The sequence below is a fragment of the Flavobacterium sp. genome (assembly GCF_036515215.1).
GTDB lineage: Bacteria > Bacteroidota > Bacteroidia > Flavobacteriales > Flavobacteriaceae > Flavobacterium.
Window position 1 is genome coordinate 19,225 of record NZ_DATBVQ010000003.1, and the last position, 20,797, is coordinate 40,021.

17 protein-coding genes and 1 pseudogene are annotated in these 20,797 nt (G+C 37.2%); 12 read left to right on the forward strand and 6 right to left on the reverse strand.

What is annotated here, in order from left to right; genetic code table 11:
- Positions 1-94: 94 nt before the first annotated feature.
- Positions 95-1,246 (reverse strand): 5-(carboxyamino)imidazole ribonucleotide synthase, encoded by a 1,152-nt coding sequence (locus VIH09_RS00285; RefSeq protein WP_331576704.1) that lies wholly within the window; start codon positions 1,244-1,246, stop codon positions 95-97.
- A gap of 219 nt (positions 1,247-1,465) precedes the next feature.
- Between VIH09_RS00285 and hpt the strand changes: the two genes are divergently transcribed.
- From hpt to VIH09_RS00335, 10 genes are all read left to right on the forward strand, one after another.
- Positions 1,466-1,996, forward strand: coding sequence for a hypoxanthine phosphoribosyltransferase (hpt, locus tag VIH09_RS00290; RefSeq protein ID WP_331576706.1), 531 nt, complete (start codon positions 1,466-1,468; stop codon positions 1,994-1,996).
- Positions 1,997-2,012: 16 nt separating this feature from the next.
- Positions 2,013-2,585: an adenylate kinase gene (locus tag VIH09_RS00295; RefSeq protein ID WP_331576708.1), complete on the forward strand. Its 573-nt coding sequence runs from the start codon at positions 2,013-2,015 to the stop codon at positions 2,583-2,585.
- 198 nt (positions 2,586-2,783) lie between these two features.
- Entirely contained in the window at positions 2,784-4,007 is a 1,224-nt protein-coding gene (locus VIH09_RS00300; RefSeq protein ID WP_414656130.1) for a hemolysin family protein, read from the forward strand.
- A 154-nt stretch (positions 4,008-4,161) separates the two neighbouring features.
- On the forward strand, positions 4,162-5,163 hold the full coding sequence (gene obgE / locus VIH09_RS00305; protein ID WP_331576710.1) for a GTPase ObgE: 1,002 nt from the start codon (positions 4,162-4,164) through the stop codon (positions 5,161-5,163).
- A 119-nt stretch (positions 5,164-5,282) separates the two neighbouring features.
- Entirely contained in the window at positions 5,283-5,990 is a 708-nt protein-coding gene (locus VIH09_RS00310) for a tetratricopeptide repeat protein (RefSeq protein WP_331576711.1), read from the forward strand.
- Positions 5,987-7,342, forward strand: coding sequence for a UDP-N-acetylmuramate--L-alanine ligase (locus VIH09_RS00315; RefSeq protein ID WP_331576712.1), 1,356 nt, complete (start codon positions 5,987-5,989; stop codon positions 7,340-7,342). Before VIH09_RS00310 ends, VIH09_RS00315 begins: the two co-directional genes overlap by 4 nt.
- Before the next feature lie 10 nt (positions 7,343-7,352).
- Complete coding sequence (locus VIH09_RS00320) at positions 7,353-7,811, forward strand: GNAT family N-acetyltransferase (protein WP_331576714.1); 459 nt, start codon at positions 7,353-7,355, stop codon at positions 7,809-7,811.
- A gap of 69 nt (positions 7,812-7,880) precedes the next feature.
- Positions 7,881-8,573 carry a RadC family protein gene (radC, locus tag VIH09_RS00325; RefSeq protein ID WP_331576716.1) on the forward strand — a complete coding sequence of 231 codons (693 nt, stop codon included), beginning with the start codon at positions 7,881-7,883 and terminating at the stop codon, positions 8,571-8,573.
- An 8-nt stretch (positions 8,574-8,581) separates the two neighbouring features.
- The gene (locus VIH09_RS00330) at positions 8,582-9,271 is read left to right on the forward strand and encodes a YjjG family noncanonical pyrimidine nucleotidase (RefSeq protein ID WP_331576718.1); all 690 of its coding nucleotides are present in this window, start codon (positions 8,582-8,584) and stop codon (positions 9,269-9,271) included.
- A 2-nt stretch (positions 9,272-9,273) separates the two neighbouring features.
- The gene (locus VIH09_RS00335; protein ID WP_331576720.1) at positions 9,274-10,023 is read left to right on the forward strand and encodes a hypothetical protein; all 750 of its coding nucleotides are present in this window, start codon (positions 9,274-9,276) and stop codon (positions 10,021-10,023) included.
- 62 nt (positions 10,024-10,085) lie between these two features.
- On the opposite strand, the gene VIH09_RS00340 is transcribed toward VIH09_RS00335, so the two are convergent.
- The gene (locus VIH09_RS00340) at positions 10,086-11,363 is read right to left on the reverse strand and encodes a replication-associated recombination protein A (protein WP_331576722.1); all 1,278 of its coding nucleotides are present in this window, start codon (positions 11,361-11,363) and stop codon (positions 10,086-10,088) included.
- Positions 11,364-11,684: 321 nt separating this feature from the next.
- Between VIH09_RS00340 and VIH09_RS00345 the strand changes: the two genes are divergently transcribed.
- On the forward strand, positions 11,685-12,461 hold the full coding sequence (locus VIH09_RS00345) for a rhomboid family intramembrane serine protease (RefSeq protein ID WP_331576724.1): 777 nt from the start codon (positions 11,685-11,687) through the stop codon (positions 12,459-12,461).
- Between the two features lie 56 nt (positions 12,462-12,517).
- Here VIH09_RS00345 and rlmB read toward each other — a convergent pair whose 3' ends face one another.
- From rlmB to VIH09_RS00365, 4 genes are all read right to left on the reverse strand, one after another.
- Positions 12,518-13,252 (reverse strand): 23S rRNA (guanosine(2251)-2'-O)-methyltransferase RlmB, encoded by a 735-nt coding sequence (rlmB, locus tag VIH09_RS00350; RefSeq protein ID WP_331576726.1) that lies wholly within the window; start codon positions 13,250-13,252, stop codon positions 12,518-12,520.
- 151 nt (positions 13,253-13,403) lie between these two features.
- The gene (locus tag VIH09_RS00355; protein ID WP_331576728.1) at positions 13,404-14,843 is read right to left on the reverse strand and encodes a SusD/RagB family nutrient-binding outer membrane lipoprotein; all 1,440 of its coding nucleotides are present in this window, start codon (positions 14,841-14,843) and stop codon (positions 13,404-13,406) included.
- Between the two features lie 12 nt (positions 14,844-14,855).
- On the reverse strand, positions 14,856-18,113 hold the full coding sequence (locus tag VIH09_RS00360; RefSeq protein WP_331576730.1) for a SusC/RagA family TonB-linked outer membrane protein: 3,258 nt from the start codon (positions 18,111-18,113) through the stop codon (positions 14,856-14,858).
- A gap of 670 nt (positions 18,114-18,783) precedes the next feature.
- The gene (locus tag VIH09_RS00365) at positions 18,784-20,493 is read right to left on the reverse strand and encodes a hypothetical protein (RefSeq protein ID WP_331576732.1); all 1,710 of its coding nucleotides are present in this window, start codon (positions 20,491-20,493) and stop codon (positions 18,784-18,786) included.
- 181 nt (positions 20,494-20,674) lie between these two features.
- Between VIH09_RS00365 and VIH09_RS00370 the strand changes: the two are divergent.
- A pseudogene (locus VIH09_RS00370) lies at positions 20,675-20,797 on the forward strand (30S ribosomal protein S12); the annotation flags it as partial.

Consider the following 20,797-nt stretch of genomic DNA (forward strand, 5'->3'; position numbering starts at 1 on the left):
ATTTAAAGATCTAAAATTTAAGGATTTCGTTTGGAGTTTATTTAAAGACAAACCAATTTTTTCAATCTTTTAATTTTTCAATTTTTTAATATGTTTAGGCAATTACTCTTATTGTGTTTTTAACGTCTTCCGCAATTCTTCTGGCTTCGTTGATGTCTTCGTTTACTATCGTAACGTGTCCCATTTTGCGAAAGGGACGGGTTTGCTTTTTGCCGTAAATGTGCGGTGTAACACCGTTCCAGGCTAGTATTTTTTCAATGTTCTCATAAATGACATTGCCTGAGTAACCTTCTTCGCCAACCAAATTGACCATGATTCCAGCCACTTTGCTGTCGGTGTTCCCTAACGGCAGGTCAAGGATGGCTCGCAAATGGTTTTCGAATTGGCTAGTGTAACTGCCTTCTATGGAATAGTGTCCCGAATTGTGCGGACGAGGAGCGACTTCATTTATCAATATTTCGTCGTCTTCGGTTTGAAACATTTCCACTGCCAGTAGTCCCACATGATGGAATTTTTCTGAAACACTTAATGCGATCGCTCTGGCTTTTTCGGCTACTTTGTTATCAATCCTCGCGGGACAGATTACGTATTCCACCTGGTTGGCTTCTGGATGAAATTCCATTTCAACCACTGGATAGGTTCTGATTTCTCCCGATGGATTGCGGCAAACAATGACCGCCAACTCATTTTTGAATGGGATCATTTCTTCAGCGATGCATTCTACATTAGGTAGCTCGTCCAAGTCAGAGATTTGTCTGATTACTTTTACGCCATTCCCGTCGTAACCAAATTCGGTGCATTTCCATATGAATGGGAACCTTGTTTTCGAATCTAGAATGTCTACGATTAGGCGTTTTAGGTTTTTAAATCGAGCGTAACTTGCCGTTGGAATGTTGTGCGTGGCATAAAAATCCTTCTGAATCCCTTTGTTCTGGATAAGTTTCAGTGTTTTGGGAGAAGGGTAAACTTTTAGTCCTTCTTCTTCTAATTTTATTAATGCCTTGAGATTCACCAATTCGATTTCAAAAGTCAATATATCGACTTGTTTCCCGAAATTATATACGGTTTCAAAATCCATCAAATCCCCCTTAAAGAATTTATCGCAGGCGATTTTGCATGGAGCTTCGTCACTTGGGTCAAGAACATAGGTTTGTATGTCAAATTTCCGAGTGTCAAAAAGCATCATTTTGCCCAATTGTCCACCGCCTAGAATTCCCAATTTAAAATCAGAAGAAAAATAATTCATTGTGTTGAAAGTTTATGAAGAGCAAAGATACTTTTAAATGGTTAAATAGGGAAATGATGCTTTGCAATCTTTGCCGTTTCTCGTTAAGATAATAGATGCTATTATGGCGATTTTAGTTCTTTTGTTGTAAAATGGAGATAAAAACACAAATTTAAGTTGGATTGCCAATTGTAAAAAGCGAATTCTGTATCTTTGCGAATTATTTAAAACATATAAATAATGATTCAACTTCACGATAAACAATTTGTTCCATTCATTTCTGCCAAAGAAATAGAGTTTGCCATCACAAAAATGGTGCAGCAAGTGGAAGACGATTTTATAGATGAAACACCAGTATTTGTAGGGGTTTTAAACGGGGCCTTTATGGTCGTTTCCGATTTCATGAAAAAATATAAAAACCCCTGTGAAGTAAGTTTTATAAAAATGGCTTCTTATGAAGGCACTTCTTCGACAAATCAGGTGAAACAATTGATCGGTTTAAACCAAGACTTGGCCGGACGCTCGGTTATTGTCATTGAGGATATCGTGGACACGGGTAACACTTTGGTTGAACTAAAGGAATTATTCAAAAAACAGAATGTTAAGCATTTCAAAATAGCTACGCTTTTCTTTAAACCGGAAGCTTACAAAAAAGATATTAAAATAGATTACGTAGGGATTAGAATTCCAAATAAATTCATTGTTGGATTTGGTCTGGATTACGATGGACTTGGAAGAAACTTACCCGAAGTATATAAGCTAAAAGAATAACTACTCAACACACATTATGATCAACATTGTTTTATTCGGAAAACCGGGTGCAGGAAAAGGAACTCAAGCAGAATTTTTGAAAGAAAAATACAATTTAACCCATATTTCGACAGGCGATGTGTTCCGTTTCAACTTGAAAAATGATACTGAACTGGGGAAACAAGCAAGAGTTTATATGGATGCCGGAGATTTGGTGCCAGATGAATTGACCACAAAAATGCTCATCGATGAGGTGAATAAGCACCCTGATACTAATGGAATTTTGTTCGATGGCTACCCAAGAACAATTTCGCAGGCCAAAGCTTTGGACGCTTTCCTTGAATCGATAGGTTCTAAAGTTGCCGCTACAATTGCACTGGAAGCTGACGATGAAATCTTGATACAACGTTTGTTGGAAAGAGGGAAGACAAGCGGTAGAATCGACGATCAGGACGAAGAAAAAATAAGAAATCGTTACCAAGAATACAACGAAAAAACAGCTCCATTAATGGGGTATTATAAAGAACAAGGAAAGTTTTACGCCGTAAACGGAATAGGGACAATTCAGGAAATTACAGAGCGCTTAAGTGCGGTTATAGATAATTTATAGGAGCAATTCCAGCTGTACGTTGCAAGTCCTGGTCCTGTCGTTTGTTTTTCTAAAGCACCCCCAAGCTTCTTTCAGTCGCTTTGAATTGCTAAGAAAAATGAATCAACAGGACTCCGGGCTTTACACTGCCATCTGGGCTAAAGAAATATGGAAATACTAATAATATTTTTTTTAATACTACTGAATGGTGTTTTCTCCATGTCTGAAATCGCATTGATTTCAGCTAGGAAAAACAGATTGGAAAGCGCTGCCAAGAAAGGAAACAAAAGCGCTAAAATCGCTTTGGAACTGGCCAATTCACCTAACAAATTTTTATCCACCGTTCAAATAGGTATCACGCTGATAGGGATCTTAACCGGTATCTATAGCGGTGACAAAATAACGATGAATGTCGAGATGTTTGTCGAGACATTTGCTGTTCTGAAACCGTATTCACATACTATTGCTGTTGGTATCGTTGTTGTGGTGTTAACTTTTTTCTCCTTGGTTTTGGGGGAGTTATTACCCAAAAGGATTGGAATGAACCATCCCGTTACCATTGCCAAAGCTGTGGCAATACCCATGAAGATGGTGTCAATTGTAACGGCTCCATTTATTTGGTTACTAACGCATGCCACTGAATTTTTGTTGAAAATTCTGCAGATAAAACCAAATGCAGACGGAAAGGTAACGGAGGAAGAAATAAAGGCTTTTATAAAAGAAGGAACAGAAGGCGGAGAGGTCCAGGAAATTGAACAAGATATTGTCGAGCGCGTTTTTCATATTGGCGACAGGAAAATAAATTCTTTGATGACCCACAGAAAGTCGGTCGTTTTTTTGCCTCTGCATTCAAATAAAGCAGAGATTAAGGAATGCATGCTAAAAGAACTACATTCTATTTATCCGGTTTATGGCAAGGATTATGATGACATTGTTGGCGTTGTGAATTTGAAAAACATTTTTGCGCATATTGATGACGAAAACATCAATCTGTCAGAAATCATGACGGAAGCGCCATTCATGATGGAACACACCACAGCATATAAAGCCTTGGAGAGATTTAAAAATACGGGCATTCATTACGCCTTTGTGGCCGATGAATATGGCGTTTTTCAGGGCGTCATAACTCTGAATGACATTTTGGAAGCGTTGGTGGGGAACGCTTCGGATTTTTATAAGGAAGATTTTCAATTGGTCGAAAGAGGAGACGGAACCTGGTTGGTTGACGGGCATTATTCATTACATGACTTTCTTACCTATTTTGAATTGGACGAATTGATAAATGATTACGATGTGACTACGGTCAGCGGATTGATTATGACGGAACTTTCGCATATACCAAAGCAGGGGGAGAAATTGGTTTGGCATCAATTTGAATTGGAAGTCATAGATATGGATGGAGTGAAGATTGATAAGGTAATGGTGAGATCATTGCGAAAATAAAAATAGTTTGCCGTATTTAAAGCATAAAAAAGTGCAGAATACGACAACTGAACATTGAATACTAAAAAAGATGACAGAGGATTTAAAATTAAAAGGAGGACAGCCAGTGGCTGTCAGGTAATTTAGATCAATGTCGAAGTAAAAGAGAAGAGTTATGACTGAAGGGAACTTCGTAGATTACGTAAAAATATTTGTTTCATCCGGAAAAGGAGGAAAAGGATCTACGCATTTGCACAGAGAGAAATTTATTGAAAAAGGTGGTCCGGATGGTGGTGATGGTGGTCGTGGTGGACACGTTTATCTTGTTGGGAACAAAGGGCTTTGGACCTTGTTTCACCTCAAGTTTGCACGTCACATCAAAGCCGGATACGGTGGAGACGGTGGTGGTGACAGAAGTACTGGAGCTGATGGAGATGACAAGTTTATTGAAGTGCCTTTAGGAACTGTCGTAAGGGACAAGGAAACTGGAGAAATATTGTTTGAAATCACCGAAGATGGCGAAAAACAGATTCTTTCCAGAGGTGGAAAAGGTGGATTAGGAAACTGGCATTTCAGAAGTTCTACAAACCAAACGCCAAGATATTCGCAACCAGGATTACCTGGAACCGAAATGGATGTTATTCTGGAACTTAAGGTTCTGGCCGATGTTGGTTTGGTAGGTTTTCCAAATGCAGGAAAATCGACTTTACTATCCGTTTTGACTTCCGCCAAGCCAAAAATCGCCGACTATCCGTTTACCACACTGAAACCAAATCTTGGGATTGTTGCTTACAGAGATTTTCAATCTTTTGTGATTGCAGATATTCCTGGAATCATTGAAGGTGCTGCCGAAGGAAAAGGATTGGGACATTATTTCTTGCGTCATATCGAGCGTAATTCTACTTTGTTATTCTTAGTTCCTGTCGATACGCCAGACATCAAAGGGGAATATGATATTTTGGTAAACGAATTGACAAAATACAATCCGGAAATGCTGGACAAAGAACGTCTGTTGGTGATATCAAAATGCGACATGCTGGATGATGAGCTGAAAGCTGAACTGAAAGAAGAATTGGATGTTTCCTTCAAAGGAATCCCTTATATGTTTATTTCATCTGTGGCCCAACAAGGCTTAACAGAATTGAAAGACAAACTATGGAAAATGTTGAATGACTAAAATCCATTAGCAATAGATTTTAAAACCGTCTCATTTTGTAAATGAGACGGTTTTTTTGTCAGGTGAAAATCCTTTCTAAACTTCAGTATTGCAAATATAAATTTCCTTATTTTTGAAAAATGAAACACATTCTTTTTTTATTATTCCCTTTTTTGCTATGTGCGCAATCGAGCTTTGATAAAGCGCAGAAACTCTTTGACGATGGAAAACACGAGCAATCAAAACCTATATTTGAAGCGCTGTTAAAAGCGAATCCTTCCAATTTAAAAATAATTGAAAATTTAGGTGATATTGCAGGGAACAGCAAGTCTTGGGTTGAAGCTGTTGCTTATTACAAAAAGTTGAAGGATTTAAAACCTTCTGAAGCGGATTATTATTACAAATATGGGGGGGCGACGGGTATGCTCGCTTTGGAAGTGAATAGATTTAGGGCACTGGGGATGATTGATGAAATTAGAGAATCATTTGAAAAAGCGATTAAATTAGATCCAAAACATATAGATGCAAGATGGGCTTTGATAGAGTACTATATGCAATTGCCCAGGATCATAGGAGGCAGCGAAGCCAAAGCAGTACTTTATTCAGATGAATTAATGAAGATTTCGGCTGTTGACGGTTACATGTCAAGAGGACGAATAGATGAATACTACAAACGATATAAAAAAGCTGAGATACAGTACAAAAAAGCGATTGCTATAGGAAGTTCAGCAGAAAGCTACCGGATGCTGGCCGATTTGTATAAAAATAAAATGAACGAACCTGCGAAAGCGAGTGCTATTCTGCAAAAAATAAAAGATTTAAATTCAACATCTAAGGAAAATATATGAGAACTCATTTTATAGCTATCGGTGGTAGCGCAATGCATAATCTGGCTTTGGCATTACACAATAAAGGTTATCAGGTAACGGGAAGTGATGACGCCATATTTGAGCCATCAAAATCACGTTTGGATAAAAAAGGAATTTTACCTGCTGAACTAGGTTGGTTTCCCGAAAAAATCACTGAAGATATCGAGGCGGTAATCTTGGGAATGCATGCCAAGGCAGACAATCCCGAATTGCTGAAAGCGCAGGAATTGGGATTGAAAATTTATTCTTATCCTGAGTTTTTATATGAGCAATCTAAAAATAAAACGAGAGTAGTCATTGGCGGTTCCCATGGGAAAACAACTATAACATCGATGATTCTACATGTGATGCATTACCATGACATTGCCGTAGATTATATGGTGGGCGCGCAATTGGAAGGTTTTGACACCATGGTTCATCTTACGGAAGAAAATGATTTTATCGTATTGGAAGGCGATGAGTATTTGTCGTCCCCCATAGACAGAAGGCCTAAGTTCCATTTGTACCAACCCAATATCGCTGTGATTTCCGGTATTGCTTGGGACCATATCAATGTTTTTCCGACATATGAAAACTATGTGGAGCAGTTCGAAATTTTTATTGGCAAAATTACCAACGGCGGAATTCTCGTTTACAATGAAGACGACTCCGAGGTAAAACGCGTTGCTGAAGCGGCTACAAATCCCATTAGGAAATTGGCGTACCATACGCCAAAATATACGGTTAGTGATGGGGTGACTCTTCTCGAGACACCGGAAGGAGCAATGCCCATTGAAGTTTTTGGAGCACACAATTTGAATAATTTGGCTGGTGCCAAATGGATTTGCCAAAATATGGGAGTGGATGAAGCCGATTTTTATGAAGCTATCGCCAATTTTAAAGGCGCGTCCAAACGATTGGAAAAGATCGCCGAAAGCAAAAATAGTGTAGCATATAAAGACTTTGCGCATTCACCCAGTAAAGTTGCCGCTACCACAAAAGCGGTTAAAGAACAATACCCAAATAGAACATTGGTGGCCTGTTTAGAACTGCATACCTACAGCAGTTTAAATGCGGAATTTCTAAAAGAATACGAAGGGGCCCTTGAGCATGCTGACGTGGCAGTAGTTTTTTATTCACCTGATGCTGTCAAAATAAAACAATTGGAAGAAGTCAGCTATGAACAAATTGCCAATGCTTTTAACCGAGAAGATTTAGTTATATATACGAATCCAATAGAATTTAAAGAGTATTTATTCAATATGGATTTTGCTGATTCAGCCTTGTTGTTGATGAGTTCCGGAAACTATGGAGGATTGAATTTCGATGAGGTTAAAAAGATAATTGAATAATTTTTATATAATGGAGGATCAATTCAAAATTATAAAAACGACATCTGAAAACAAGGATTTCATTGCTTTAGTTGCTAAACTGGATCAGGGTTTGTGGGAAAGTTATCCCGAGTTAAAGGTTGATTATTGGGGGAATAACATCATGGAGTTGAATCCTAACGTGCTGCTTATTTATTTAGATGATGCGGCCGTTGCTTGCGCTTGTTTTAAGAAATATAATGAGAATGCAATCGAAATAAAACGTATGTTTGTTTTGGATGAATTTCGAGGAAAAGGACTGGCTAAGAAGACGTTACGAGAATTAGAATCTTGGGCGAAGGAATTGGGTTTTTCATTTGCTGTTTTGGAAACCTTGTACAAACAAAAAGCGGCCATTGCTATTTATCAAAAAGCAGGCTATATAATCACTGATAATTATGCACCATATATAGGATTGCAAAATAGCATTTGTATGAAAAAATACATTTAAATTCAATTTTGAGATTGTTTTTGGATAACTAGCAAAGGTTGGCATTTGTATCATTTTAAATCTTTAAATGTGGAACAAAATAATTTTCCGATTACCCATTGGTCCGAAGACGACAAGCCACGTGAAAAGCTTATGTTGAAAGGGAAGAGCGCGCTTAGCGATGCTGAGTTGATTGCCATTCTGATCGGTTCGGGAAGCCGCAACGAATCGGCAGTTGAGTTGAGCAAACGAATTTTGAAAAGCGTAGAAAATAACCTGAATGCCTTGGGGAAATTGACCATTTCGCAATTGATGCATTTCAAGGGAATAGGAGAGGCAAAAGCCATTTCGATTATTGCGGCATTGGAATTGGGAAGACGCCGAAGAACGGAAGACGCCGTGGAGTTGATCAAAATAACTTCCAGTAAAGCCATATTTGAATTGATGCAGCCTGTCATTGGGGAGTTGCCGCATGAGGAATTTTGGATCATTTATTTGAACAATTCGAATAAGGTGATTGCAAAATCGCAATTAAGCAAAGGAGGAATAACGGGAACATTGGTTGATGTAAGGTTGGTTTTTAAGAATGCGCTCGAAATGGGAGCAACCGGATTGATTCTATGCCACAATCATCCGTCCGGGACTTTAATCCCCAGTGATGCCGACAAGCAGATAACCAAAAAACTAAAAATAGCCGGCGACAGTTTAGAAATAAAAGTATTGGATCATCTCATCGTTACCGAATCCAGTTATTACAGTTTTGTTGATGAAGGAATATTTTAAAAAATAAGATGAAAATTAAACACATAGAAGACATATTTTTCGATCTGGATCATACGCTCTGGGATTTTGACAGAAACTCGGAGTTGACTTTCGAGAATATTTTCCAGAGAAATCATCCGAGTGTCGAGATAAAAACATTTATCGAAAAATACGTGCCCATAAATAAAGCCTGTTGGGAATTATATCAATATGATAAAATTTCGCACGCCGATTTGCGGTACATCCGCTTGAAGCACTCTTTTGACGCGATAAATTATGCTGTTTCCGATGAACAAATTGAATGCATATCTCAGGAATATATTGAATTGTTACCGGACAATAACAACCTATTTGATGGTACATTCGAAGTTTTGGATTATTTAAATAAAGACTACAATCTGCATATTATTACAAACGGGTTTGCAGATGTGCAGTTTAGAAAGATTAAAAATTCTAATTTAGCGGGCTATTTCGACACCATTACTAATTCTGAAATGGCAGGTGTTAAGAAACCAAATCCAATTATATTTGAATATGCGTTAGAGTTGGCGAAAGCCAAAAAAGAGAACAGTATCATGATAGGAGATTCTCTTGAGGCTGACATTAAAGGAGCGTTAGCTATAGGGTTAGATGCTATTTTTTTTAATGAAAGTAACATTGTAGTGGAACACGGCGTTAAACAAGTGAACCATTTATTAGAACTAAAAAAATATTTATAATTATGAAAATCAGAATCTTCCTTTTATTTTTTTTTGTTGCGAGCTACAGTTATTCGCAATCCATTAATGATTACAAAGCTGTAATTGTTCCTGTGAAATTTGACTTTTTAAAAAGCGATAACCAATACCGTCTTGCCACTGTATCAAAGTATAATTTAAATAAAGCTGGGTTTCAAGCCTATTATGATAATGAACCTTTGTCAGATGAAAATGTTGACAGATGCAGCCTACTGAATTTCGATGTTATTAAAGAAAGTTCATTCCTAACTACTAAGTTATATGTTGTTTTTAAAGATTGTTTTGGTAAAATTATTTTTCAATCCGAAACAGGGGTCAGTAAGGAAAAAGATTTTGAATTAGCCTACAAAGAGGCTTTAAACAAAGCATTTGTGTCAGTTTACGCCTTGCGATATACCTATAGGGCAAAAGATATTGTAAATGCAAGTCCCAGCGCAAAGGCGAAGGCTGTGACTGAGGCTGTTCCTGTACCTGCTGAGATTTCTGTGGAATCGGTTAATACCGAAAAAGCTAGTTCCACTCTTCTTTATGCCCAACCAACCGCCACGGGTTTCCAATTAGTGGATAATAAGCCGAGTGTCGTTATGAACGTTTATAAGACGTCAACAAAAGATTGCTATATAGCGGTGAAAGGAAATAGACAAGGGGTTCTGATGGCAAAGGGCAACGAGTGGTTTTTTGAATACTACCAGAATGACAATTTGATATCAGAAAAAATGGAAGTGAAATTCTAGTTTAAAGTGGGTTAAATAATATAAAAGCAGCTTGTCTTTGATGGATAAGCTGCTTTTGTCGTTTAGTAACCGTATTTGTCTTTCCATCGGTTTTTCAAAAATTCTCTGGTCGTATTTTCACGGGAATTGTTTCCCGGAACATATATGGCTTTATTGCTCAGTTCATCAGGAAGAAATTCCTGTTCCGCAAAATTATTGGCGTAATCATGCGAGTATTTGTACTCGTCACCGTAACCCAATTCTTTCATCAACTTGGTGGGCGCATTGCGCAAATGAATCGGCACGGACAAATCACCGGTTTGTTTGACTAATTGTTGGGCAGTCCCGATAGCCATATAGGAGGCATTACTTTTAGGTGAGGTTGCCAGGTAGATGGCGCATTGGCTTAATATGATTCTGCTTTCGGGATAGCCTATTGTGGCAACAGCCTGAAACGTATTGTTGGCCATTATGAAAGCAGTTGGGTTCGCATTTCCAATGTCTTCGCTCGAGAGGATGAGCATGCGTCGGGCAATGAATTTCACGTCTTCGCCGCCCTCGATCATTCGGGCTAACCAATATACCGCGCCATTTGGATCACTTCCGCGGATCGATTTTATGAATGCCGAAACTATATCATAATGCTGCTCGCCGCTTTTGTCATACAATACTGTGTTTTGTTGCACAAGTTGAAAAACCCGATCGTTAGTGATGACGATTTCGTTTTCAGCGGAAGCGTTTACGACGAGTTCAAAGATATTCAATAGTTTGCGTCCGTCGCCACCGGAAAGCCGAAGCAGCGCCTCCGTTTCCCTTAATTCGATATTTTTGGTGGCCAGATAAGGATCTGTTTTCAAAGCGCGTTGCAAAAGGGATTCCAAATCCTCTTTCGTAAAAGCGTTGAGGATATATACTTGACAGCGGGATAGTAAAGCGGGAATTACTTCAAAACTGGGGTTCTCGGTAGTGGCACCAATAAGGGTGATCCATCCTTTTTCTACTGCCGCCAACAACGAATCCTGTTGCGATTTGCTGAAACGATGGATTTCATCAATAAACAAAATTGGATTTTTGGTGGTAAAAAGACCTCCGCTTTGTTTTGCTTTTTCAATCACGTCACGAATGTCCTTCACCCCGGAGTTGATGGCGCTCAAGATGTAAAACGGCCTTTTTGATTCTTGGGCGATAATTTGTGCCAAAGTCGTCTTTCCCGTTCCCGGCGGTCCCCACAATATCAGCGAAGGGATAATTCCTTTGGCGATCTGTTGGGTCAACGAGCCGTTAGGCCCTATAAGATGGGCTTGACTGATGTAGTCTTCTAGTTTTTGCGGGCGTATGCGTTCTGCTAAAGGTGCTTCCATTTGTTTTATTGGATCCGAATTTCAGATTCGTTATTCTCTTGCTAATTCTGTTTAGAAGATGTAAAATTACTCTATTTTTGGGGTTCTGGTTTTGAATCCAGATTTTTTTTTGGAGCCATTTCCAGCTATCCGCTACAATCTTTTTAATTGATTTGGAAAAAATCAATTAAAAAGGATTTCCACTTCTATCTGGGCTATTGTTTATTTTACGCTAACTATTTATTAGTACTGACAAAATAGCATTAAATTGCATCTGGACAAATTTTTGCGTTAGCTTGACCATAAGTTGCTCAGGTATCCAACATTCAAAACCAAAAAATAATGGACAAACATTTCAAATTCAACAATTCCGTTGTCGGCCTGCCGCTTTTTTTTGTGTTGTTCTTGTGGTTTGTCTATTGGACGGAAATCCGATACGGTTTTGATTTTGATACCAATGGGATTCTGCCCAGAACCGCTTCCGGATTGCAAGGAATCGTATTTAGCCCATTTATACATTCGGATATTAATCACCTTTATAACAACTCGATTCCATTGTTGGCATTGCTGGCGGCATTGCAGTTTTTTTATGCGAAACAATCCTTTTATGTCATAACGTTAGGTGTTTTGTTTTCCGGTTTGATAACTTGGGTCATTGGAAGGGAAAGCTACCATATTGGGGCCAGTGGTTTAGTTTATGTTCTGGTAAGTTTTATTTTTTTTAAAGGATTGCTAACCAAATATTACCGCTTGGTCGCGCTGTCGTTAACGGTGATTATGTTATATGGTGGAATGTTGTGGTACGTTTTTCCGGAAGTGGACAATACCATTTCTTGGGAAGGACATTTGGCCGGATTGGTAACTGGATTTCTTCTTTCTTTAATTTACAAAACACCGGAATATAAGAAGATACCCAAATACGACTGGGAAAAACCGAATTTCGATGCTGCGGAAGATAAATTTATGCAGCGCTTTGACGAAAACGGAAATTTCGTGAATCTGCCCATAGTCGAGGAATTTGAAGAACCAGAAACGCATCAAGGCTATTATACGTCTAACTTGCAGGTGAATTATGAGATTGCAGCAAACGAAAAAAATGAATCAAAACCGGAGTCTTGATTCATTTTTTATTTTTGTTTCATCTCGTCTCCCTTTTGGGGAAGTGAAAAGCAGGACTAATTTCTTTGTCGCACCGCCTCATATAAAAAAGCGCCACAGGCAACTGATACGTTCAATGACCCTATTGACCCAAACATAGGTAGTTTTGCTTTTTCATCAACGATTTTCAAAACCGATGGGTTGACCCCACGATCTTCCGATCCCATGATGATGGCTACCCCTTCGTTTAAATCTATATCATAAATGTTTTTATCTGTTTTTTCAGTAGCAGCAACGGTTTTGATTCCGCTTGCTTGCAAAAGAAAAATGGCGTCCTTTATGTGCTCCACTTTGCAAATTGGAATATTAAAAACTGCACCGGCAGATGTTTTAACGGTGTCGCCGTTTACTGGAGCAGAACCTGCCTTTTGAACGATGATTCCGTTTACTCCGGTACATTCTGCAGTTCGTATTATTGCTCCAAAATTACGGGCATCAGAAATTTGATCCAAAACCAAAAACAATGGTTTTTTTCCGTTTTCAATTACCGATTCTATTAAAGTTTCCAAATCAAAAAAGGAGATAGGCGATATGGTCGCCACCGCACCTTGATGATTGTTTGGTGTTAATCTGTTTAATTTTTCAACTGGAACATAGGAGAAGTTGATGTTACCACGCTTCATCACTTTCATCAAGTCCTTCATCAGTTCGCTGCTTGCTTCCTTTTGAATATAAACTTTATCTACTGTTGCACCCGCTTGTATGGCTTCGATAACTGCTCTAATCCCAAATATTTGATGTTCTTTTTCCATGGCGCAAAGATATGAAAAAAACCATCATTAATTAAAAGGATGGTTTTAATAATATTTTATTGAGAATTCGATTTTTTTGTTCATGTTATTCAATTAAAAAGGCTGCCAAAATTGGCAGCCTTGATAATTTGTAATATATAAAATGTTTATTCTAGTTTGCGTCCCAGAAAACTTTTGTTGTTTGTTGATCGCCACCTATTGCAGATGCTGCTGCTGTATAGTTAGCTTTGTTCAAGTTTTGTTCGCTAATAGGATACGTATATCTTGTTGGAACTGGAAGTTCAGAGATAGCCGGTAAGTTAAAACCTGGCATATCATAAGTTCTCCAAGCTGTCCAAGCTTCATAACCTCTATTGTACATAGCTAACCAAAGTTGATTACCAATTTTTACTTTCCATGTACCTGGAGCAGTTGCGTAATTCACATCAGGATTTAAATAATAAGTTGCAAAGTCAGGAGCTCCCCAATAATCAAATGATGCTTCAATACCTTGCTTGTAGAAAACTGCTGCTTGAGCAGGCGTTCCTGAGATAGAGCGTTCAGCTGCATCTGCCAAGTAAAAAGAAACTTCTGAAAAGTCCATTAGAGACGCTGGATTTGTTGGGTCTATGATTCTAGCACCTACATGAGTGTAAGATGTAAAACTATTGTTTTCACCGTAAGGTCCACCTTCGTAAACTCCAGCTCCTAGATTTTGATCAAAGTAAACCGCCATTCTAGGGTCATTAAGGTCATTCATGAAATCAACCAATGTATTAGCAGCAACGAAATCTGATCTTCCAGATTGCACTAAATCAACCCAAACAGGATTGGTATTAGGTGTTGTACTTGAGTAAGTTAAAGCAGCATTATCTGCATTTGAAGTAAATACTCCAACGCCACTTACAGCTGATGTAATTGCTGTTTGTGCCATAGCAGCCATTCCTGGAGCATCGGCTATTCTTACACCCATTCTTAACATTAATGAATTACCAAACCTTTTCCAGTTAGTAACATTACCGCCGTAAAATTGGTCCGCTGCACCAAAACCTTCATTGGTTAAATTCGGAATTGCGGCTGCTAAACGAGTAAGTAAATCACCATAAACAGTAGCTGCATCGTCGTAAACAGGAAGTACAAATTCACCTGCATTCAATGCTTGCGAATAAGGTACGTCTCCGAAAGTTTCAACAAGATTAGCCCAAGCATAAACACTTAATATCTCGATTTGAGCATTACGTGATGCTTTTGAGGCAGCAGATAATTTAGTATCTGCATCTGTATTTGATTTTGCAGTAGCAAGATCAAGCAAAACGTCTCTGTACATTTCAGACCAGTGAGCGTTTGTGATATTACGAGTGTTAAAGTCATAATTGGCTTCGTCTACGTAAGTTGTTTCTGTCCAGTGTTGAGCTAACATCCTGAAGACGTTAGTGTTTACATTAGTGCTCGTCATTTGATCTACTAAACTCTTAGCTGCAGAATTAAATAAAAATTCTGAATCTACCTGAGTAGGATTCTTTGGGTCTCTATTTAAATCTTCGTATGAGTCATTAGATTGACACGATACTAAAGCAAGAATAGATAACGCTGTTAATATTATTTTTTTCATAATTTTTTTTTTTTAAAACTGTAATTTAAGACTTGCTCCAATTTCTCTTATAGATGGATAAGCTCCAGATTGGTATCCTTGAACGTTTCCAGAACTTAAACCAGCTTCTGGATCTGCATAAGGAGTACTTTTATCGATAATCCATAAGTTTCTTCCAATTAAAGATAAAGAAACATTTGTGAAAGGTAGTGTACTTAATGTTTTTTCATCAAAATTATAAGTTAAACTTGCTTCACGTAATTTGATATAACCAGCGTCATAAACATGCAATTTGTTAGGAGCTCTTGCATAACCCCATGCATTCGCGTAGATATTTGCATTTGCTCTAACTTGGTTTGGAGAACCATCAGGAGCAACTCCAGGCATAATAACACCACCTGTGTCAGCTCCATAGTTTCCAGGTGTTCCTGTAACCACATCTCTTACCGGGTTGCCTAACTCGTTGTTTGCTGCAGAGAAGTCATACATACCTGTAGCGTAACCATACCATGTATCAAGAGAGAAAACATCTCCACCTTTTTGCATATCAATTAAGAAAGCTAAATTGAAATTTTTGTACGTAATGCTGTTGTTTAATCCAGCTTTCCAATCTGCATTGATATCTCCAATTACATTGTTACTTGTAGAAGTTCTTTGGTATGTACCAATTCTACTTGCAGATCCTGTTTGATTAACAATCGGTTGTCCGTTGTCAGCATAGATGAAATCACTACCTCTAATTGTTCCGTAAGGTTGTCCTGGTGTAGCATTGATCGAAACACCACCTTGTAAAGATGCTAATTGTAGGTTTTCGATACCGTTAAGTAATTCAACTACTAAACTTTTGTTCTGAGACCAGTTCAAATTTAAATCCCATTTGAAATCAGCTGTTTTAAACGGTGTAGCATTAAATTGAACCTCAACTCCTTTGTTCTCAATAGTACCAGCATTTAATACTGCTGATGTATATCCTGTTGATGTAGATAATGGAATACTTGTAATTTGGTTGATGTTTTGATTGTTGTAGTAAGATACATCAAATCCAACACGTCTGTTTAAAAACGCCATTTCTAGTCCAAGTTCATAACTGTTTTGTCTCTCTGGTAAAAGATTCAAGTTAGCTTGAGCACCAGGGTTTGAAGCTATACCAGTTCCGTTGAATGGTGTTCCAATGTTAAATGTATTGAAAACTCTATAAGGATCTGTAGCACTTCCAACTTCAGCGTAGTTGGCTCTTACCTTACCAAATGATAACCATTCGGCATTAACTAATGAAGAGAAAACTAAACTTCCAGAAACGGAGTAGTATCCAAATCTATTGTTTTCTTTTGGTAAAGTAGATGAACGGTCAGTTCTATATGAACCCTCTAGGTATGCAAAATCGTCATAACCTAAACTAGCTCTAATGTATTCGCCATCCACCATGCTGCTTGAATCATATTCGGCTGGGGCATTAATTGGGCTTACACTGTTTGAAAGTGAATAAAGACCTTTTAAGTTCAAGCCACCGTTAGTTCCAGCAAAAATACTGTTTCTAACATTGTTTCTTAAGTTAACTCCAATATTACCTTCTAAATTTAGTTTTTCAGTTAAGTCTTTATTGAAATTCAACATTCCGTCGTAGTTGTATTCAGCAACATTGTTGTTATATCTTGTGTATGAAGATACATCAGCACTTCCAACATTGATTCTTTCTTCTTGCAATTCAGCATAAGTATCAAATGAGAATCTAGCAGTTGCAGATAACCAGTCGTTGATTTTGTTATCTAAAGCAACATTACCAAAGTATCTTGATCTTGTGTCAGTCTCGTAATTCTCGTAGAATGTCCAGTATGGATTGTCTGAGTAAATTGGACTTAAATCATTAGGACCATTTGGATTCCAAGTGATGTTTTGACCTGTAAGAAGGTAAGCATCTCTTTGCTCATTGAAATCAACATTCATTTGATTCCATTGTCTAAATTGTTGCATAATGTTTCCAGAAGAGTAACCAGTACCATTTCTTCCTTTACCATCATTTTTTACAAAGTTGAAATAAGCGGAAGCTTTTAATTTATCTGTTAAATCATGAGATCCAGAGAAAGTTATAGTGTTTCTTTTAATACTACTGTTTGGTAAATTACCTTCTTGTAATAAGTTAGTGAAACCTAATCTAAATGAACTTTTATCAGTACCACCGTCTAATGCAACAGAGTTTACTGCAGTAGATCCTGTACCCCATACAGAGTTAGGGTTGTGTTTACCAGCTACCCAAGGAGTCGCTTTATGGTAAGTGTCAGGTAATTGTGGGTAAATAGAGTTCCATTGGTAAACCATTAAACTTGGGTCAAATGCGGCTCCGTATGAAGCATCTTCAGTAAAAGGAGTTGTTAAATCATCAACACCATCTCCGTTTATGTCAGCTAAATTAAAGTAACCATCTGCAGAGTCGTAATAAGGACCGTAACCAGCTCCATATTTATTTTGGTATTTAGGCAATGTTTCTTTATCAGCAGTTCCTAAAGTAATACTAGAATTGATTGTTATACCAATACCTTTTTGACTCTTTCCTTTTTTAGTAACAATCATTACAACTCCATTAGATGCACGAGAACCGTAAAGTGCAGTTGCAGCAGCTCCTTTTAGAACGTTGATAGATGCAATATCATCAGGATTAATATCTGATGCAGCATTTCCGTAGTCATAACCACCTCTACCAGTTTTTTGATTCCCTGAATTTGAGTTACTATTGTCTATAGGTATACCATCAACAACGAACAAAGCTTGGTTGTTTCCAGCTATGGAGTTATTACCTCTAATAACAACTTGTGTAGATCCACCTAAATTACCAGATGTTTTAATGTCTAAACCTGCAACTTTACCAGAAAGGGAGTTTACAAAATTTGAACTTTTTACATTTGATACGGCGTCACCTTTAACTTCTTGAGTTGCATAACCTAAGGATTTTTTTTCTCTTTTAATCCCTAATGCAGTAACAACAACGCCTTCAAGTTCTAAAGCGCTGCTTTTCATCTTAACATTTACCAATGCTGATGTAGCTTTTACTTCTTGGGTTTCCATCCCAATGTAGCTAAAAATTAAAATTTGACTTGGTGTTGCTTTTATAGCAAATTTCCCGTCAAAATCAGTTTGTGTTCCTGAGTTAGTCCCTTTAACTAATACACTAACACCTGGTAAAGGCATTCCTGCATTGTCAGAAACAACACCCGTCACAGCTCTCTCTTGCGCAAAAGTTAGTTGCGCCATAAGTACTACAAGTAGTACTAAGATTCCATTGAACTTTAGTTTCATTTTTTAATATTTTGAATTAGTGAGACAAAACTCTTAATAAATTGTTAACTTTCCTAATAAATGAAACTCTAATTTCAACAAGAAATGAAATTTAACATTTTAACTCGATGTAAAATTTATGTTATAAAAACATGTTTTTCGATCATTTGGTCGGTAAAAGAATGTTTTTTCGTGGCATTAAACCCGTCTCTTTAATGAGTTATGATGACTGATTATGAGATAGTTAATTGAAATACCTCGCTCTATTTAGTGGAAGATAATCGTGAAATTTTTATTGTTTTAGCTGCGGCTTTGTCTGCAGGAGTGATAAATGTTGCTGGTCAAAAAAAATGATAAAATTTAATTAATTTGTGTTAATTGTATTTATTTTTTGTTTTGTGGGCATCAAAATTAATTAACGCCGCTACGATTTGAGATAGTGTGGAGGACTGGTTAGAGCATCTTGGTTTCTGTTGGGGATAGAAAAATTTTTTTTGTTATTTTTTTGTAATCTGGAACAATGGTTTTTCTTGCTGTCCATTTTTGCGAGAGGAAATAACAAAAGTGCTTAATTGCTCAGGCTAAGATGTCGAATTTACTCTTTGCTTATGCTTGGATAAGAATTGCTGGAGTTATTCTTGCACAGTATAGTATTAAGGTATTTCTGTTTGTTTTTTTTACTATTCGGATGTTAAAATTTAACACTGTAACTTATGTGAATGATGCTGTTGGCAAAAGTTACGTTGTCAGTATTGTTGAGTCCGTTTGCAAAGGCCAATTTTAGCAAACCACTATTTGTAAGCAAGCCGAGTCCAAATCCCGCGCCAAAAAGATTGCTATTGGTTTCTGTTGTTTCGAGTTTTGAAGGATCCTTAAAATAACAATAGTCGATTATGGTGTGAAAGTAAAGTGTCTGAGATGCGAAATATCGGTATTCGGTGAGAATGGCTGTCATAAAATTGGCCTGAAGGCTGTTTTCCGAAAAACCACGAATGGAATTGATTCCTCCAAAACGGAACAATTCATTTGTTATATAATTTGTGCTTTGCAAATAGTGGTTTTGACTTCGTATATTGATGTAGTTTTTGTTATTCAAATAAAAAGTGTATATCGCAAATAAATCAATGTAAAATTGTCGATTTTTGACGCTGTTGTCAGTTACGTCATTGGTTTTTCTTTTGCCTATTCCTGTCTTAATGTTGAGTTGCGATTTGTTCCAGAAAAGGGAATTATTGGTGTCTAATTTAAAATATTCGAATTCCGATGTGAGGTAGTTGCTATTGTAGTCGGTGATAGATGCGCTTTTTATGTTTTGAATGTCGCTGGAAACGGTTGATTGGTAGCCTAAATAGAGTCGTGTGTTGTAATTAAGGTAGTAACTTATGTTTATAGCTGTTTTTGTATTTTGAAAAGTACTATCTTGTTTAAAAATGTTTAATTGGCCTTTCAATCCTAGAGGGCTTTTGAATATGTATGGCAGTTCTAAGGCAGTGCTAAATGTTTTTTGCTGGTTTCCGTCGCTTTTCCAATAAAGCGAAAATTGTTCCCCTGCTTTTAGAATGTTTTGAAGTGTTAGGTCGAGATATCCATTGAAACTTAATTTTTTGCTTTCGTTGTTGTTAAAACCAATGAAGCCGTCAAAGGTGTTTGATTTTCTTTTTTCGACGTAAACATAAACTTTGGTAGTGTCTTTCGTGAATAGTATCTCCGGATATCTTATCTGGTCAACAAAATTATAATTTTCAAAATCATCGTGAATTTGGCCAATGAGTTGTTTGTTAAAAATTTTGTCCTTGTATTTGCGATTGATTTGTGCTAGATATCCTTTGGGAAAATCGCCGTTTTGTTCTAATGTTTCGTATTTTATAACGATTGAATTTAGTTTTCTTAGGTTTTCTTGTTCCAAGTATAATGTGGCAAATATTGTTGTCTCTTTTTTTTGAATTTTGGTCAGTTTTAGCTTTGCGAAAGCATATCCCATTTTGTCTAGATCTTGTAAGCCTTGGTTCAGGAACGCTTCGGTTTGGCGGTAGGGCAGTATAATCGTGTCTTTGAGATTATTTGTTGACAGTAATGTTCTTAGGATTAAATTTGTACCTATATATATATGTATGTGTGTAATTCTTTCACCTAGGTTTAGGTTTGCGCTATAAGTGGAGTCGTTGATTTTGTTTTCGGCAAGTATTTTAGTTTCAATAAAGCCTATTTGGGATAGTTTTTCAATTGTCAGTTCAATCTCGTCACGTATTGATTTTGCGTTTGTGTGTTTAGAAAGGTAATTAAGCGAATCGATGACTTTGGTTTCGGAAATCGAACTTCCTGTGAGTTCTAACTGAATATTTTGAGCATAAGAAGTTAGGCCAAAATTAAACAGCAAAATATAAATTAAAAAATGTTTCAATAGGGTGGGTGTTTTTATAAAAGTAATACAAATATCCAAAGTTTGTAATAAAATTCCAACCGCTAAATAATCTTGTTGAAAATTAATGGATTAACGTTTGTAGAGTTAAAAATAATTTATACATTTGCAACCCCGTAAAAAGCGGGAAATAAATATACATAATAAATTTTTAGTATTAATTATGCCAACAATTCAACAATTAGTAAGAACAGGAAGAACTCAGATAACTAAGAAGAGTAAATCGGTTGCTTTAGATTCTTGTCCTCAAAGAAGAGGGGTTTGTACGCGTGTTTACACTACAACA

Coding starts and splice junctions, on each gene's coding strand:
- VIH09_RS00285 (WP_331576704.1), bottom strand. CDS start 1,246: ATGAATTATTTTTCTTCTGATTTTAAATTGGGAATTCTAGGCGGTGGA.
- hpt (WP_331576706.1), top strand. CDS start 1,466: ATGATTCAACTTCACGATAAACAATTTGTTCCATTCATTTCTGCCAAA.
- VIH09_RS00295 (WP_331576708.1), top strand. CDS start 2,013: ATGATCAACATTGTTTTATTCGGAAAACCGGGTGCAGGAAAAGGAACT.
- VIH09_RS00300 (WP_414656130.1), top strand. CDS start 2,784: ATGTCTGAAATCGCATTGATTTCAGCTAGGAAAAACAGATTGGAAAGC.
- obgE (WP_331576710.1), top strand. CDS start 4,162: ATGACTGAAGGGAACTTCGTAGATTACGTAAAAATATTTGTTTCATCC.
- VIH09_RS00310 (WP_331576711.1), top strand. CDS start 5,283: ATGAAACACATTCTTTTTTTATTATTCCCTTTTTTGCTATGTGCGCAA.
- VIH09_RS00315 (WP_331576712.1), top strand. CDS start 5,987: ATGAGAACTCATTTTATAGCTATCGGTGGTAGCGCAATGCATAATCTG.
- VIH09_RS00320 (WP_331576714.1), top strand. CDS start 7,353: ATGGAGGATCAATTCAAAATTATAAAAACGACATCTGAAAACAAGGAT.
- VIH09_RS00330 (WP_331576718.1), top strand. CDS start 8,582: ATGAAAATTAAACACATAGAAGACATATTTTTCGATCTGGATCATACG.
- VIH09_RS00335 (WP_331576720.1), top strand. CDS start 9,274: ATGAAAATCAGAATCTTCCTTTTATTTTTTTTTGTTGCGAGCTACAGT.
- VIH09_RS00340 (WP_331576722.1), bottom strand. CDS start 11,363: ATGGAAGCACCTTTAGCAGAACGCATACGCCCGCAAAAACTAGAAGAC.
- VIH09_RS00345 (WP_331576724.1), top strand. CDS start 11,685: ATGGACAAACATTTCAAATTCAACAATTCCGTTGTCGGCCTGCCGCTT.
- rlmB (WP_331576726.1), bottom strand. CDS start 13,252: ATGGAAAAAGAACATCAAATATTTGGGATTAGAGCAGTTATCGAAGCC.
- VIH09_RS00355 (WP_331576728.1), bottom strand. CDS start 14,843: ATGAAAAAAATAATATTAACAGCGTTATCTATTCTTGCTTTAGTATCG.
- VIH09_RS00360 (WP_331576730.1), bottom strand. CDS start 18,113: ATGAAACTAAAGTTCAATGGAATCTTAGTACTACTTGTAGTACTTATG.